Genomic DNA, 14,419 nt, shown 5'->3' on the forward strand with positions numbered 1-14,419 from the left:
AATCAAACATTCAAAGAGCCAACTTGGTTCTGGCGGGACTAAACCCGCGCCAAACGCCTCTGGCTTGACCGTTTGAGGCTTGCAGCATCATCCACATCTTCCAACTCACGCAAATAGCCGACGCGCCAGCCTCTTGGCAAAACTGCCAGCGTGTCTGCCAATGTGTGCGGGCTTGACCAGCGCACTGGGGCAAGATGGGCCCGTCGCGCGGCCCGTGGCGTCATGCCGATCAGCCAATAGCCGCCATCTGTGGCTGGCCCCAATACCACATCATGGCGCTTGAGCCGGCCGAAAGCCGCCGTGAGGTCAGCGGTCTTCAGGTCAGGCAAGTCCGAGCCGATGATGCACACCGGGCCACGACCAAAACGGCGCAAGGCCCTGGCCATGCGGTGTCCAAGATCACCCTTGCCCTGCCCAATGCGGGCAAGATCAGCGGGCCAAGCACCGGGAAAAGTGGCATGGATCGCCCGGTCCGGAGCCACCGCCAGCACACTGTCCCAGGCCGGCGATCTTGCGATGCGGCAGGTCAAAGCATCCAACCGCCGCTTGGTTCGCCAGGCAGCCACCGCGCCGACCCCACGGGCAAGCCGTGTCTTGGCCTGGCCCAGACGGGGGGCTTTGGCAAAAATCAGCACATGGGGTCTGCCGGTCACCGGTACCATCCGCGCAGGCGCTCTGGCGAGACGCCACCATAAAAGCCTGCCAAAAGGGTGAGATTGCGCAGTGGCACAAACCACCAGCCCCCTGCGCGATAGCGGCTGGCACTGGTTTCGACGCCGCAGGGCAAGCCACGCAGCCGCCCCCGTCCAAGACGACGGACCAGATCAACATCTTCCATCAGCGCCAAGGGCTTATAGCCGCCGATCTCATCATAAAGGGTGCGGCTGATCACAAGACCCTGATCGCCATAGGGCAGCCCAAGGCACCGGGCGCGCAGATTGGCCCACCAAGCAATACGGCGCGCGGGCGCGGTTTGATCATCATAGGAGAGCGCAAAATAGCCAGCGTGATGCGGGGCTTGTTCGATGTGGGCCTGAATAGTGCTGACCCAATCTTGTGGCAGCACACAATCGCCATGGAGAAACATCAGCCAATCGCCTTTGGCCGCATTGGCCCCGGCGATGAGTTGGGTGCCGCGCCCGCGCCCTGCCGCGCCAACATCGAGAACCCGACAGCCCATATCAAAGGCCAAGTCGCGGCTCTGATCGGTTGAGCCTGCATCCACCACCACCACATCTCGAATGAGACCCGCACTCAAGCCCGGGACAAGGGCCTCCAAACAGGCTGCCAAACGCGGCATGGCGTTCCAAGTGGGGATGACGATGGACAAGGGCGGGCGCGACATCGGCTTGGATCAGGCCCCTTCTTCACCCGGCCAGATACGAATTCGCCGGACCAAATGGCGCAGCTTGACCTGGCCTTCCGGCACGGTCTGATGGGCCACGCTCATGCCGGCCTTATGCACGCTGTCAGCCTCTCCACTGACCAAGGGGTGCCAGTCAAACAAGGGCTTGCCTTCATAGACCAGCCGATAGGCGCAAGTCATGGGCAGCCACGTCAATTCGGCCAGCGTGTCGGGTGTCAGCTTGACGCAATCAGGCACATGGGCTTTGCGATCTGGATAATTGCTGCACCGGCAGCTGGCTGAATCAAATAATTTGCAATGCACATCTGTGGTGTGGATGTCGCCAGTATCCTCATCTTCCAGCCGGATGAGACAACATTTGCCACACCCGTCGCACAGGCTTTCCCATTCCTGCTCGCTCAAATCCGCTAAGCTTTTTTCGGTCCAAAAGGCCATGGGACTAACGCACAAATCGGGCTGCGATTTCGACATGAGCCGAAAAGCGGAATTGATCGAAGGTCTCAATCTCATCAAGCTTAAAGCCGGCATTGACCAGAATGCGTGCGTCGCGGGCAAAACTGGCCGGATCGCAGGACACATAGACGATAGTATTGACCGGCCCACGTGCAAGCTGAACGCACTGGGCCTCAGCCCCTGCGCGCGGGGGATCCAGCACAATTGCATCCAGGCCCTTCATTTCCAGAGGGGCGAGTGGCGCGCGAAACAGATCACGGACCTCTGCGGTCAAGGTTCGCCCACCTGCCAGTCCGTCGGCTGCCTTTTTCAAGGCCGCAACCGCTTGAGGTTCATTCTCATAAGCACGCACTTGGGCTTTGTCTTTGAGGCGCAAGGCAAAGGTTCCAATCCCGGCAAACAGATCGGCCACCACACGGGCTCCTGCCGTCCAATCCAGAACTCGGGCCGCTAATGCCTCCTCCCCGGCTTGGGTGGCCTGCAAGAAAGCGCCCGCGGGCAATTCGACCAGTGCGGGACCCATTTTCACCCGCGGTGTGACCCGGCTTAGGGCGGTCTCGCCATGCAGTGTGAGCCTGGCGATTTGGGTAGCCTCAACAAGGCCTGCCAGCTTTTCAAGGCCTTTGCGGTCAAACTTGGCCAACCGCCCTGCCTGACGCACATCCACATCCAGACCCACCGGGGTCTCCGTCACAAGCACATCAATGCCATCTTGTCGGGGGGCGAGGGCTTCAGCGATTTGGGCCAGACGTGGTAAGGCCGCCGCAAGACCGGGGGTTAGAACCGGGCAGACGGTGATCGGCTCAATCTGGTGACTGCGGGCTTGGGTAAAGCCGAACACAAAGCGCGGGCCAGTCCGTTTGCCATGCAAGGTGGCCCGCCGTCGCCCCGCCCCCCAGGCTGGCTGGCTGGGAGGGAGTTCCACCTCAATCCCAACGCGCTGAAGCGCCCGACTGACCAAACCTGCTTTCCAAGCCAGATAAGGTTGTTCCGCCCAATGCTGGAGCGCGCAGCCACCGCAGCGGGTGAAGTGCGGACACACAGGATCAATCCGCTCAATCGAGGGTTCCAAAACGCGAACGAGACGGGCCCGGTCACCGCGTTGTTCTGCGTGAACCACCTCGCCGGGCAATGCAAAAGGCACATGGACAGCGCGGTCGTGATCACGGCTGACACCGTCTCCGCGGGCACCGACATGGGCGATGTGCAGCGTCTGTGTTTCCTGAATGAAATTCGTCATGTCCGCTCATGCGCCGTTCAGGTTGGGGAATGCAAGATGATTTGCACAGAAGGCACGAACCTCCTCCCCGGTTTACCCCAACGCCTTCCGCTGAAAAAGGAGCACGACGATGCGTACATGGATTGTTTCAGCACTGGCTGCCAGCGTGGCATTGGCTGCCCCTGCATTGGCCTCGGCCCAAAATTATGACCGCGACTACCCGCCTTTTGGGCAAGTTTCGCAAGAATGCCAGCAGAGCGTCAATAATAATCGCTTGGCCGGTGGCGCGATTGGTGCCATCGCCGGGGCCGTGATCGGCAAGCAGGTCGCCAGCCGCAATGCCCGCACAGAAGGCCAGGTTTTAGGTGCCATCGTTGGCGCGGTCGCAGGGTCGCAAATTGGCAAAGCCCGTGTGGCTTGTGATGATCCAGCTTACCGCGACTATGGCCCTGCCCCGCGTCCACAAGGCGCGCGTGACCCACGCGATCAATTCTCATACCAAGCGCCTGAGTTCCGTCCCAGCCGACGCGACCATGACCATGCCGATCGTGATCGGATCTATCGTTCTGGCTATGTTGCCGCCCCTGTCGTGCGGCAGGAATGTGGCTGGGGCGAAGCTGCCCTTCGCCGCCCCGATGGCATCTATCAACGCCAACAGGTCTGGATGTGCCGGGATAGTGATGGTGAGTGGCGCGTCATTGACTGATCAAACGCTCAATCGCTGAACCAAACTGAATGGGTGCAGACTTTGTTTGCACCCATTTTTTGCACTCCTTGCAGATTACTTGACCTCTGGTAACCGAAAACTGCAAGTTGTTTTCCCCGATTGGGTGAAGGCCAGATGCAATTAAATAATTCGCTGGTATAGTTACCAAATTAAATCGATAGAACTTCGTTAGATAGCAAAGTCTCCACTTTGCTGTCTTTGTCCTAGAAGAGGACCATAATGATGCGGTGTGTTTGGATTGGTGTTTTATTGTCCGTTTGGCTGGCTGGCCCGGTGGCGGCTGCCTGTGAGGGCATGCAGTGCCAATCAGCCCCAGCCGAAGCCAAGAAAGCACACGTCACGCCTGCGCCAATCCCGAGCATCGCCAAAGCCGCGACTGCTTCAAGCCCAGCCCCCGCGAAAGCTGACATGTCAGCACCCACTGCGGCATCCACCCCCGCATCAGGGCCCAAGCCCGCTGCAAATCCGACGCCTGTCCCCGTGCCATTTCCGAAGACCAGTTCGGCTGCCAGCTCCCCGGGTCAGGCCGCAACAACGCCCGGTCCAAAGGCTCAATCCAGCCCGCAAACAGGCCAGCCTGCAGGCCAAGCGCGCTCAGACCGATCAGTCTATCGCACAGGCTATCGGGCTGGTTATCGGGTAGGCTATCGTGATGGCTCACGCCAAGCGCGCGCGACATCTTGCCGGTGCAAAACCGCCTCCGTGCGTTCAGGGCGGTCCAAGTCAGCGCGTTCGGCCCAGGTGAAACATCGCCCGACCAGTCGCCATGCCGCGGCAACACCTGTACCCGTGCCAGTTCCCGTGCCAGCCCCCGTGCCTGTGCCAGCGCCCGTTCCTGTGCTAGTCCCGACCCCTGCACCAACACCCGCCCCAGTACCTGTAGCGCCGCCAAACCCGGCTCCGGCTCCCATCTATGTTCCAGCCCCTCAGGTGGAAAAACCTGCCGTCTCCCACAAACCCAAGACAGAGCATGGTGTTAAGGATCGGGCGACAGCTTATGGGGCTGCCCAATCAGGCAATAGCCTGTCGCTTGGCACGCTCTTTCATGATCGCCAGCTCAGCACGTCGACAAGCCAGAGCTCGACCAGCACTTATCAAAGCTGGACCGGGCAAACAGGCCAAATGGGCTGGCAAAGCCCGCCTGCCCCGCCCCCGGCCTGCCAGCAAACGTGCCAGCAGATATGCAGTTGGCAGATCCAAGTCTTGACCGCGCCTGATGGGTCGAACCCGCAACCTTACTATGTCTGGCTGTGTCAGACGCCACAGGGATGGCGGCCACCTGGTTATTGAGGCTGCTCATTGAAGAAAGTCGATTTTATGAACAGATTTCAAAATTCACCAATTCTAAGGCCTCATTTTCCGGGCATATCGCGCCAATGTGGCGTCACGCTGGTGATTGTGGCAGCGCTGATGGTGCCAATGGATGCAGGGGCGATGCGCCGGGCGATAGGTACGCCACTCATCTCGGATCCCAATTGCCAAATCATCATTAACCCCAACACAGCATCTGGGGAGATGATCAGTTCGCTTGAAGACGGCATGACGGGCAAACTTCTGGCAGCCACGGGGATGCAGCCCAAAGGCATGGCCTTAGGTATTGCGATGGGGACGGTTTTGGGGGCACAGATGCGCGGCCACCAAGTTGCTTGTCCCAGTCCACCCCCGCAAGCCGCCTATCCAACCCCGGCTCAGATGGCGAATGGTGTAAGTCCAGCAAGCGCAAATGCGCAGAGGGCGGTGGATTGGTATCAACCTTCGTCCAATTCCTATTATGGACGTGAGCGGCGAGGACCATTGATCAGCGCACCAGCCCCAATCAGTCGGCCTGCCCAAGTGCCACGCGATTCCTATGTCGGATATGCCTACCCCCTACAGCCGACGATGCAGCAGGGCCAGGTGCCGATTGTCGCGATTCCAGTCTATCCGGGGACGGCCCCGCAAGCTGCCCCAGTCCCCCCGCGCTAAAGGCCCAAGGGCAGGCGAAATTAACCGAGGCGGCGGGCATGGAGCAGCCATTCGCGGTTACCATCACCGCCAACGATTGGGCTCTCCATCATATCTAAAACCGCAAACCCGGACAGCCCATCAAGGGCTTGACGGGTTTCCTCTGCAACCTGGGCGGCAACATCGGGTGCAACCAGTCCGCGCTTACCCACGCGGTTTGGACCGGCCTGAAACTGTGGCTTGACCAATGCGACCAGATCCGCGCGCGGTGCCACGAGGTCCAACACAGACGGTAGAATTTTTTCGAGCCCGATGAAGCTGACATCGATGACAATCAGGTCGGGAAGCGGATCACCCAAATCGCTGGCAGACAATGTGCGTGCATCGGTACTCTCCCGCAAGGTGATGGCCGGATGCCCGCGCAAGCTGACATCAAGCTGGTCGCGGCCGACGTCAACGGCCAAAACATGGGCCGCCCCCCGCAAGATGAGGACTTGGGTGAATCCACCGGTCGATGCGCCAATGTCGAGGCAAAATCGCCCCTCTGGGTCCACCCCAAACCGATCAAGGGCCGCGGCCAGCTTAAGTCCTGCGCGCGAGACATAGGGATGAGCCTGTCCGGCGGAAAGCTCTCCATCCGGGTCAAGCAGGTCGGCAGGTTTGCGTATGATCCGACCAGCACTCTGGACCAGACCGGCTTCAATCGCCTCCCGCGCTTTTGCCCGGGTCGGCATCAGGCCTTTGGCAACCAATAACAGATCCGCGCGCATCTTGCTCATATACTTGCCCTAAAGGCGGACACTGAGTTTGGCCAGTCAAACAGGCACGAAAAAGGGCGGAGCCCGTGAGGACCCCGCCCTGTCAGGATCAAACCCGAAAGGGTTTAGTCGATCTTGTGTGGCAATTCATTGGCAGGTGGCTCATGGCCGGTAACGGTCTCACCCTTACCAAGCTTGGAGTTCCACATGCCATAGACGAAATAGATCGCCGTGGCCCCGATCAGGAATTGCACAAAGAAGATGAGAACCTTCTTCTCCACCGTGAAAATCAATGCACAGCACGACAAAATGCCGAGGATGGGCAGGATTGGGTAGAGCGGCACTTTAAAGCCGCGTGGCAGGTCTGGACGCGCCTGACGCAACCAGATCACCGACAGACAGACGATGGCAAATGCTGCCAGCGTCCCCACAGAAGTCACATCCCCCAACACGTTGATGTCGAACATGCCCGCAGCAAAAGCCACGATCACACCAACCACCAATGTATTGATCCAAGGGGTCTGGAACTTGGGATGCACGCGCGAGAAGACACGTGGCAACAGACCATCGCGGGCCATGGCGTAGAAGATACGTGTCTGACCATACATCAGAACCAAAATCACCGACGTCAGGCCGATAATGGCACCCGCTTTGATGGTCATGGCAAACCACGCCCATTGTGGACCGAGCGAGTCCACCGCCACCGCCACCGGATCAGGAACATTGAGCTCCTTGTAATTGATCATCATGGTCAAGACGGCGGCAACCAGCATATAGAGAATGGTGCAGACCATCAGCGAGCCAATGATGCCGATCGGCATGTCACGCTTGGGATTTTTGGCTTCTTGGCCAGCGGTCGAGACCGCCTCAAACCCGATATAGGCAAAGAATACGATGGATGCGGCGCGCAGCACGCCCTCAATCCCGAACTTGCCCTCTCCCTCATTCTCGGGAATGAACGGCACCCAATTCTGCGACAATTCGGGCAGATTTGTCAGAACTTTATAGCCGCCAATCACGATGAAGGCGACAATCACCGAGACCTTGATTGCCACGATGATGTTGTTGACCTGAGCGGATTCAGAAATCCCGATGGTGAGGAGGCAGGCCAGCACCAATGTAACCAGGAAAGCAGGTACGTTGAAGACCGTGGTGATCACTGTCCCATCGGCCAAAGTTTTGGCATGGTTCATAGGGCCAGTAAATTCCGGCGGTATGATCAAATGGAAGTCTCCAAGCAGACTGACCACATATCCTGACCACCCCACGGCAACCACGGATGCGGCCAATCCATATTCGAGCAGCAACAAGGCTCCCATGATCCAGGCCGCAAACTCACCCAATGTGGTGTAGGAATAGGTGTAGGCCGAGCCCGCCACCGGCAAGGTCGACGACAATTCAGCATAGCACAAGCCCGCCAAGGCGCAGACAAAGCCTGCGACCACGAAGGACAACATCACAGCAGGGCCAGCATGGAGTGCGGCGGCATTGCCAGTGCGCACAAAAATACCTGCCCCGATGATACAACCGATGCCAAGCAAGACCAGATTGACTGGGCCTAAGGTGCGCTTGAGTTCACTCTTGTCGTTTTCACTCATGATCTGCGCGACTGATTTTCGCGCGAAAATTCGGCTGAGGCCCGTCGGTGCGTTGGTTTCGGCCATTCAATCCCCCTCAAAAAGGTTGCCAGGGTACCGCCTATACTGGCTGTGTTACCCCAATTGGCCGACACGCTAGTGGGGTCTTAAGGGATTGGCAATAAATCAACGTGCGAAACACCTTCACAGCTGTGTTTGCTCCCCAATTGGGCGTGTCACCCCTTCGTCGACATGCCGACTGCGACAGGACGTGCATTCCCACGGTGCGGGAACGCCAATTTGACGCTATGAAGCAGACATGACCCACTCAAGCATTTATGACGGCCTCAACACATTGGGCCAAGACGTTCGCGGCTATGCCTCGCCCGAAGAAGCGATTCTGGAAAAAGTCGCCAATCCGCACCCGGGCACGGATTATGTCGCCCGCTTTGTCGCGCCTGAATTCACCAGCCTGTGCCCGGTGACTGGCCAACCTGATTTCGCCCATCTTGTGATCGACTATGTGCCCGGCGACTGGCTGGTTGAGAGCAAGAGCCTGAAATTGTTTTTGACCAGTTTCCGCAATCACGGTGCGTTCCATGAAGATTGCACCGTCGCGATTGGCAAGCGTCTGGTGGCGCTCTTGACCCCTCGCTGGCTGCGGATCGGGGGCTATTGGTACCCGCGCGGGGGAATCCCGATCGATGTGTTTTATGCCACCGGGCCCGCCCCCGAAGGGGTGTGGATCCCAGATCAAGGCGTACCGCCCTATCGCGGTCGAGGCTAATGTGTCATGGGCAGCGACCCGCGCGAGGCCAATCACGACCATTTCAGCCTGCGCCTTCAACAGGCAGCTCAAGCCCGTGCATGGGACGCTTTGGCAAAAGCAGCAGCCATGATCGAGCCAGGCATGAATGATCTGGACGGCAGGGCCATCGTTGACCAGGTGATCGCCGAAAGTGGCGCAGACCGGCTCTGGCATGCCAGCCAAGTCCGCTTTGGACCCAATACGCTATTGCCGTTTGGTGAGGTTCCCGCTGCACCTCATGTGCTGGGTGAAAACGATATCTTCTTTCTCGATATTGGGCCTTGCTATGAGGGCCATGAAGGTGATGTTGGCGCGGGTTTTACCATTGGCGCTGATCCCGTTCACCGCACGCTCATCGCGGATTCCAAAGCCGTGTTTGAGGCGGTCAAAGCCCATTGGGCAGCCACAGGGGCAACTGGGCCTGAACTCTATCGGTTTGCGCGCCAAGAGGCGGACCAGCGTGGCCGAACATTGGCGCTGGAGGGGGCTTCGGGCCATCGGATCGGGGCATTCCCGCACCGGGTTCATCATTCAGGCAAACTCAAGGCCTTTGACAAAACCCCGTCGCCGGCCTGCTGGATTCTTGAGATCCATGTGGTCGACCGCACTCTGGGCATCGGGGCCTTTTATGAGGATATGCTTTAAGCCTCTGGATGAGCCGTATCTTGCGGACCGACGGCTCCTGCAATCGCGTCTCTACCAGCCGAAAAATTGGCTTTGCGGCCCTGCCCGGCCAAACGCGCGGTTGCAGCAATACGTTCCTTGCGTGTTTCGGCACGTTTTGCCGCCAGAATCCATTCCAATATTCCCCGTCGACTTGACGGCGACATCAAGGCCCAGTTTTCCTTGGCATAGGCGACCGCATCAAGGGCGGCGAGCAAATCTGTTGGCTCAATCAGGGCATCAACCTCATTGAGTTTGTCCCAAGTGCCTGATTGTTTGGCAAGATCCACCATGGCTTGGCCGCGTGGATGCATCAGACCGGCGTTCTGCATTTTGGCAATGCGGGATTTGTTAAGTGCCGACCATGCGCTTTCAGGACGGCGTGGCGACATGAGGAGCATGGTGCGATCGGCATCGAGCTTGGCGACACGAGAATCGACCCAGCCAAAACACAGAGCCTCCTCGACCTGCTCGTCATAGCTGACATAGGGGCCGCGGCCCTTCTTATAGGTTACAAGCCAGATACTCTCGGTCTGGTCGAGGTTGGCGCTCAACCAATCGCGCCACTCCTGACGGCTCTTGATCTCAACTTGGGCAAAGTTCATCGATTTTCCCGCCGGTTTTCAGTGCGGAACCCCCTTTAGCAAGGATTTGTTAACCATGCCACGCCATCCCCTTAAGTGTGTCACCAGAAGCGGATGACCTGCACGAGAGTGTGCCCTAAAGTCGGAGAAACTGACGATGAATGCGCCTGAAGTTCTTGATGTTGCCCGCGATGCCATTTGGTTGACGATTGCCATGTCAGCCCCGGTCATGCTGGTTGGGTTGGCGGTTGGTCTTGTCATCGGCTTGTTGCAAGCACTGACACAGATTCAAGAACAGACTTTGGTATTTGTGCCGAAAATTCTGGCGATCTTCGCGGCCTTATTGTTGTTCTTGCCCCTGATGGGCGGGCTGATGGGCGAGTTCATGACCCAAATGATGGCCAAGGTGGCCGCAAGTGGCGCTGGCTAACAGAGCCGGGCGATGGAACTTCTGCCACAGACAGTCTGGGTGATCGGCATTGTTTTTGCCCGCGTCGGCGCGTTGATGATGCTGGCACCGGGTATTGGCGACCAATTCGTGCCGCCCCGGGCCCGCTTGATGGTGGCCCTATTTCTGGCTTTTGCCATTGCCCCGGTTGTCTCAAGCAAGATTCCACCAATCCCAGCCGATATGGGTGGGCTGTTCCTCGCCATTGGCAAGGAAATCCTGATTGGCCTGTCGCTGGGGTTGACCACGCGTATCCTGTTTTCAGCTTTGGCAACTGCCGGGGCGATTGCAGGTATGCAGACTGGCCTCGGCATGGCGATGGCCTTTGACCCATCTCAACAGCAACAAGGGGCGGTTTTTGGGACGTTTCTGGCCCTTTTAGGCACCGCCTTGGTATTTCAAACCGACGTGCATCATTTGTTTTTGACCGGGGCTGCCCGCAGCTTTGACAATTTCCTGCCCGGCAAGCCGATGCCCTTAGGCGATATGGCTCAATTCAGCTTGCAGGCCTTCTCGCAAGCCTTTTCTCTGGCCATTCAAATCACAGCCCCGCTCCTTTTGTTCGGGATTATCATCAATGTGGCGCTGGGTATCATCAATCGCGTGGCCCCAGCCATCCAAGTCTTCTTCATCGCCCAACCGGTTCAGGTCCTCTTAGGAATCATGCTGTTTGCCATCACTGCGGGGGCAGGCATGCTGGTTTGGCTGGAGGCCATCGCCACCGCGGGCCGGTCTTTAAACTGAGGGGGGCGGCGTGGAAGAAGACGAATCCCAAAAGACCGAAGCCCCCAGCCACTATAAGCTGGAGGAAGCGCGCAAGAAGGGCGATGTCCCCAAAAGCCAGGATGTGGCAACGCTGTTCATTCTAACTGCTGGGGTTGCTGTTTTGCTGACCCTAGGCCTGCACAGTGCCCAAGACCTTGCCCGCTATATGATCGTCTTTGTCGAACGCCCCGACCAGATCGCTGTTGATGGCGGTGCCTTGCAGCGCTTGAGCTTTGATATCGGATTGAAGACAGGTCTGGTTTTAAGCGCGACCATTGGCGCAATCTGTGTGGCGGGACTTGCCGGTCATCTGGTGCAGTCGGGGTTGCTATTCACCGCCGAAAAAATGATCCCCAAGATCGACAAGATTTCCCCGATTGCCGGCTTCAAGCGTTTGTTCGGGGCTGAAGCCTTGATGACCTTTGTCAAAACAGTGATCAAGCTGATTGTCATTTGCTGGGTTGCTTATGCGATCTTGGCCCCACACGCCAAGGAAATGCCAATCCTGGTCGCGATGGAGCCGGCGGCATTGATGCCGGTCTTGGTGAAAATCCTGTTGGAATTGTGCTTTGCCCTCATTGGCATCATCGCGGTGGCTTCTGCAGCTGACTACGCCATCCAACGCTTTGCTTGGCTCAAACGTAACCGCATGAGCAAGCAAGAGCAAAAGGACGAATATAAGAAACTGGAAGGCGACCCACAGATCAAAATGAAGCTGCGCCAAATCCGGATGCAGCGTGGACGTAATCGCATGATGGCCAAAGTGCCGGAAGCAACCGTCATTATCACCAACCCAACTCATTATGCGGTCGCGTTACGCTATGTGCCAGGTGAGACCGCCGCCCCGGTTTGCGTTGCCAAAGGTCTGGACAATCTGGCGCTGAAAATTCGTGAGATCGCAACCGAGGCCGAGGTGCCAATCGTCGAAGATCCACCTCTTGCCCGCGCACTTTATGCCAGCGTCGATCTGGAGGAGACAATCCCCACCGAACATTATCAAGCTGTTGCAAAAATCATTGGAGTGATTTTGGGTGTAGCCGCGCGGCGCAAATCAGGTGATTCTCGCCAGAGTCGAGTCCAAAACGCTGCGTAAGCGAACAATTGGACCGGTTAGGGGCGAAGAAGCATGGCTGGACTGTTGACGTTGTTTTCCAGATCGGAATCGCATGACTGGTTGGCCAGCATGGATGGGCCAGCAGCCCTGTTTTCCCGGTCAGGCCGTTATTTGGATGCCAATCAGGCCTATTTGGACATTTACCGGCCTGTCTCGATTGATCCGCTCCTGATGAGTTTGCTGGATCGGGCTTGTGCTTTCCGGGCGTCCAAGGCCGTGCGGCGTGGTCTGGTGCTGGATGAAAGCGTTGAGACCATGCGGGTACGTGTTACCCCGATTGGCGACCGATCCTTGGTGCGCTTGACCGCCATTGATCAGACCCCTGCAGCAGACACCACCGGCGCTGGCAATGCCGGGCAGAATAACGCCCCAGGTCTGGCCCATCAAACATCATCCTCGCTTTTAACCGGTCTTGCCCGACTGATCGCTGAGGCTCCAGTCGGCATTGCGCGGCTTGACCGACGCGACGCCCGTCAAGCCAAGATTGAGGAAGCCAATCCGGCCTTCATCCGTATTGCCGGAGGTGGGAAAGGTGCTCAGCTGGCTGATCTGATCGCTTTAAGCCATGTTGAAGAGCTTGAGCGGCTGGAAGTTGGCAATCAGCGGCCGATCGAACTGGATATGGCCCATGCTGGCGGGCAAACCTGTGAAGGCTGGTTGCTGCAAGATGATGGCGAAGGCGCTGGGCTGTTGCTGGTGGATGTGTCGGCCCGCCGGGAAATGGAACATCGCCTCGCCCAGACCAGCAAGATGCAAGCCGTTGGCCAAATCGCCGGTGGCGTTGCCCATGAACTCAATAACTTCCTGTTGGTTATCACGCTCAATTGTGACGCACTCTTGGCCCGTCACCCGGTGGGTGACCCCAGCTATGGCGAATTGCAAAGCATCCAGAATACCAGTTCGCGCGCAGCAGAATTGGTCAAGATGTTGCTGGCTTATGCGCGCAAGCAGACGTTCCGGCGCGATGTGCTCGATGTTGGTGCCGTCCTGACAGAGTTTGCCGTCCTGATGCGCCAGGTGCTGGATGAGCGGATTGTCTTCGACATTACACATGGCCGCGATCTACCCAATGTCCGCGCCGACAAGCAGCAGCTTGAAACCGTCTTTATGAACCTTGTGACCAATGCGCGCGATGCGGTGCTGATGTCGGGTAAAGGAAAAGGCTCGGTGACCGTGCGCACGAAACGGGCAACCACACAGGATGTGCGCGCGGCACTCAAAGGCCTGAGCATCGCAGATATTGACGACTGCGATTGGGCCATGATTTCAGTTACCGATACCGGGACGGGCATGTCGCCGGACGTGGCGACCAAAATCTTCGAGCCTTTCTTCACAACTAAAGAGCAGGGCAAAGGCACCGGCATTGGGCTGGCCACAGTCTATGGGATCATCAAGCAGTCAGACGGCTTTATTGCCCTGGATTCCATCGAAAATGTCGGCACCACTTTCCATGTCTTCTTGCCAGCCACAACAGCCGACGATGTCAGCGAAGAGGCACCCGTTCCGGCTGGCCCCGCTCCGGAAGCACGGCCGATGGATCTTGCCGGGCGCGGACGTATTTTGTTGGTTGAGGATGAAGAAGGTGTGCGCAATATCGCGACCCGGCTGCTCACCCAACGCGGCTATCATGTGACCTCGGCCGGTGATGGCGAAGAGGCACTTGAGATTCTCGAAAATGACCCCAACAGCTTTGATCTTGTCCTGTCGGATGTGGTGATGCCGGGCTTGGATGGACCCAGCCTATTGAAGGCGGCCAAACCTTATTTGGGCCATGCGCGCATTGTCTTCATGTCTGGCTATGCCGAACAAGACTTTGCCCAAACACTGGAAGACGAGCGTTCCATCTCTTTCCTGCCCAAGCCCTTCACCTTGGCGCAATTGGCAGAACGGGTGAAAATGGAGCTCGCCGCCGCATAATACGCCAAAATCGGACGTACAAAATCAAAAAAGTTGATTTCTCCACTTTGTTCTACTTGTGTTCCGAGAACATTTC

At 57.9% G+C, this 14,419-nt stretch carries 17 protein-coding genes; 9 read left to right on the forward strand and 8 right to left on the reverse strand.

Features of this window, described 5'->3' with window-relative positions; all coding sequences use genetic code 11:
* Positions 1-38 precede the first annotated feature (38 nt).
* Genes PbB2_RS05815 through PbB2_RS05830 form a run of 4 tightly spaced genes read right to left on the reverse strand, consistent with a single transcriptional unit; the run spans position 39 to position 3,059 of the window.
* Positions 39-653 (reverse strand): TIGR04282 family arsenosugar biosynthesis glycosyltransferase, encoded by a 615-nt coding sequence (locus tag PbB2_RS05815; RefSeq protein WP_238164879.1) that lies wholly within the window; start codon positions 651-653, stop codon positions 39-41.
* Positions 650-1,345 carry a TIGR04283 family arsenosugar biosynthesis glycosyltransferase gene (locus PbB2_RS05820; RefSeq protein ID WP_108984378.1) on the reverse strand — a complete coding sequence of 232 codons (696 nt, stop codon included), beginning with the start codon at positions 1,343-1,345 and terminating at the stop codon, positions 650-652. The genes PbB2_RS05815 and PbB2_RS05820 overlap by 4 nt, the downstream gene beginning before the upstream one ends.
* 9 nt (positions 1,346-1,354) lie before the next feature.
* Positions 1,355-1,801, reverse strand: a complete 447-nt coding sequence (locus PbB2_RS05825) for a YcgN family cysteine cluster protein (protein WP_238164880.1) — start codon at positions 1,799-1,801, stop codon at positions 1,355-1,357.
* A gap of 4 nt (positions 1,802-1,805) precedes the next feature.
* Positions 1,806-3,059 (reverse strand): class I SAM-dependent RNA methyltransferase, encoded by a 1,254-nt coding sequence (locus PbB2_RS05830; RefSeq protein ID WP_108984380.1) that lies wholly within the window; start codon positions 3,057-3,059, stop codon positions 1,806-1,808.
* Positions 3,060-3,168: 109 nt separating this feature from the next.
* On the opposite strand from PbB2_RS05830, the gene PbB2_RS05835 reads away from it, so the two are divergent.
* A complete protein-coding gene (locus PbB2_RS05835; protein WP_108984381.1) occupies positions 3,169-3,744 on the forward strand; it encodes a glycine zipper 2TM domain-containing protein in 576 nt (191 codons plus the stop codon).
* 224 nt (positions 3,745-3,968) lie between these two features.
* On the opposite strand, the gene PbB2_RS05840 is transcribed toward PbB2_RS05835, so the two are convergent.
* A complete protein-coding gene (locus PbB2_RS05840; RefSeq protein ID WP_133245736.1) occupies positions 3,969-4,175 on the reverse strand; it encodes a hypothetical protein in 207 nt (68 codons plus the stop codon).
* Between PbB2_RS05840 and PbB2_RS16040 the strand changes: the two genes are divergently transcribed.
* The gene (locus PbB2_RS16040) at positions 4,174-5,055 is read left to right on the forward strand and encodes a hypothetical protein (RefSeq protein WP_192576195.1); all 882 of its coding nucleotides are present in this window, start codon (positions 4,174-4,176) and stop codon (positions 5,053-5,055) included. The genes PbB2_RS05840 and PbB2_RS16040 overlap by 2 nt on opposite strands.
* A 27-nt stretch (positions 5,056-5,082) precedes the next feature.
* The gene (locus tag PbB2_RS05855) at positions 5,083-5,730 is read left to right on the forward strand and encodes a hypothetical protein (protein WP_133245737.1); all 648 of its coding nucleotides are present in this window, start codon (positions 5,083-5,085) and stop codon (positions 5,728-5,730) included.
* Between the two features lie 20 nt (positions 5,731-5,750).
* Here PbB2_RS05855 and PbB2_RS05860 read toward each other — a convergent pair whose 3' ends face one another.
* Positions 5,751-6,488: a TlyA family RNA methyltransferase gene (locus PbB2_RS05860; protein WP_108984386.1), complete on the reverse strand. Its 738-nt coding sequence runs from the start codon at positions 6,486-6,488 to the stop codon at positions 5,751-5,753.
* Between the two features lie 104 nt (positions 6,489-6,592).
* Positions 6,593-8,131 carry an amino acid permease gene (locus PbB2_RS05865; protein WP_108984387.1) on the reverse strand — a complete coding sequence of 513 codons (1,539 nt, stop codon included), beginning with the start codon at positions 8,129-8,131 and terminating at the stop codon, positions 6,593-6,595.
* 232 nt (positions 8,132-8,363) lie between these two features.
* Between PbB2_RS05865 and queF the strand changes: the two genes are divergently transcribed.
* Complete coding sequence (queF, locus tag PbB2_RS05870; protein ID WP_108984388.1) at positions 8,364-8,831, forward strand: preQ(1) synthase; 468 nt, start codon at positions 8,364-8,366, stop codon at positions 8,829-8,831.
* A 6-nt stretch (positions 8,832-8,837) separates the two neighbouring features.
* On the forward strand, positions 8,838-9,497 hold the full coding sequence (locus PbB2_RS05875; RefSeq protein ID WP_108984389.1) for a M24 family metallopeptidase: 660 nt from the start codon (positions 8,838-8,840) through the stop codon (positions 9,495-9,497).
* Here PbB2_RS05875 and PbB2_RS05880 read toward each other — a convergent pair.
* The gene (locus tag PbB2_RS05880; RefSeq protein WP_108984390.1) at positions 9,494-10,120 is read right to left on the reverse strand and encodes a YdeI/OmpD-associated family protein; all 627 of its coding nucleotides are present in this window, start codon (positions 10,118-10,120) and stop codon (positions 9,494-9,496) included. The two genes, PbB2_RS05875 and PbB2_RS05880, sit on opposite strands and share 4 nt — an antisense overlap.
* A 136-nt stretch (positions 10,121-10,256) precedes the next feature.
* On the opposite strand from PbB2_RS05880, the gene fliQ reads away from it, so the two are divergent.
* The 4 genes from fliQ to PbB2_RS05900 are packed head-to-tail and all read left to right on the forward strand — an operon-like array spanning position 10,257 to position 14,343.
* Positions 10,257-10,529 (forward strand): flagellar biosynthesis protein FliQ, encoded by a 273-nt coding sequence (gene fliQ / locus PbB2_RS05885; protein WP_108984391.1) that lies wholly within the window; start codon positions 10,257-10,259, stop codon positions 10,527-10,529.
* Between the two features lie 12 nt (positions 10,530-10,541).
* Positions 10,542-11,291, forward strand: a complete 750-nt coding sequence (gene fliR, locus PbB2_RS05890) for a flagellar biosynthetic protein FliR (RefSeq protein WP_108984392.1) — start codon at positions 10,542-10,544, stop codon at positions 11,289-11,291.
* 10 nt (positions 11,292-11,301) lie between these two features.
* Positions 11,302-12,405 carry a flagellar biosynthesis protein FlhB gene (gene flhB / locus PbB2_RS05895; RefSeq protein WP_108984393.1) on the forward strand — a complete coding sequence of 368 codons (1,104 nt, stop codon included), beginning with the start codon at positions 11,302-11,304 and terminating at the stop codon, positions 12,403-12,405.
* A gap of 33 nt (positions 12,406-12,438) precedes the next feature.
* A complete protein-coding gene (locus PbB2_RS05900; protein WP_108984394.1) occupies positions 12,439-14,343 on the forward strand; it encodes a response regulator in 1,905 nt (634 codons plus the stop codon).
* The last annotated feature ends 76 nt before the right edge of the window (positions 14,344-14,419 follow it).

Source organism: Candidatus Phycosocius bacilliformis (assembly GCF_003112735.1).
Taxonomy (GTDB): domain Bacteria; phylum Pseudomonadota; class Alphaproteobacteria; order Caulobacterales; family Aquidulcibacteraceae; genus Aquidulcibacter; species Aquidulcibacter bacilliformis.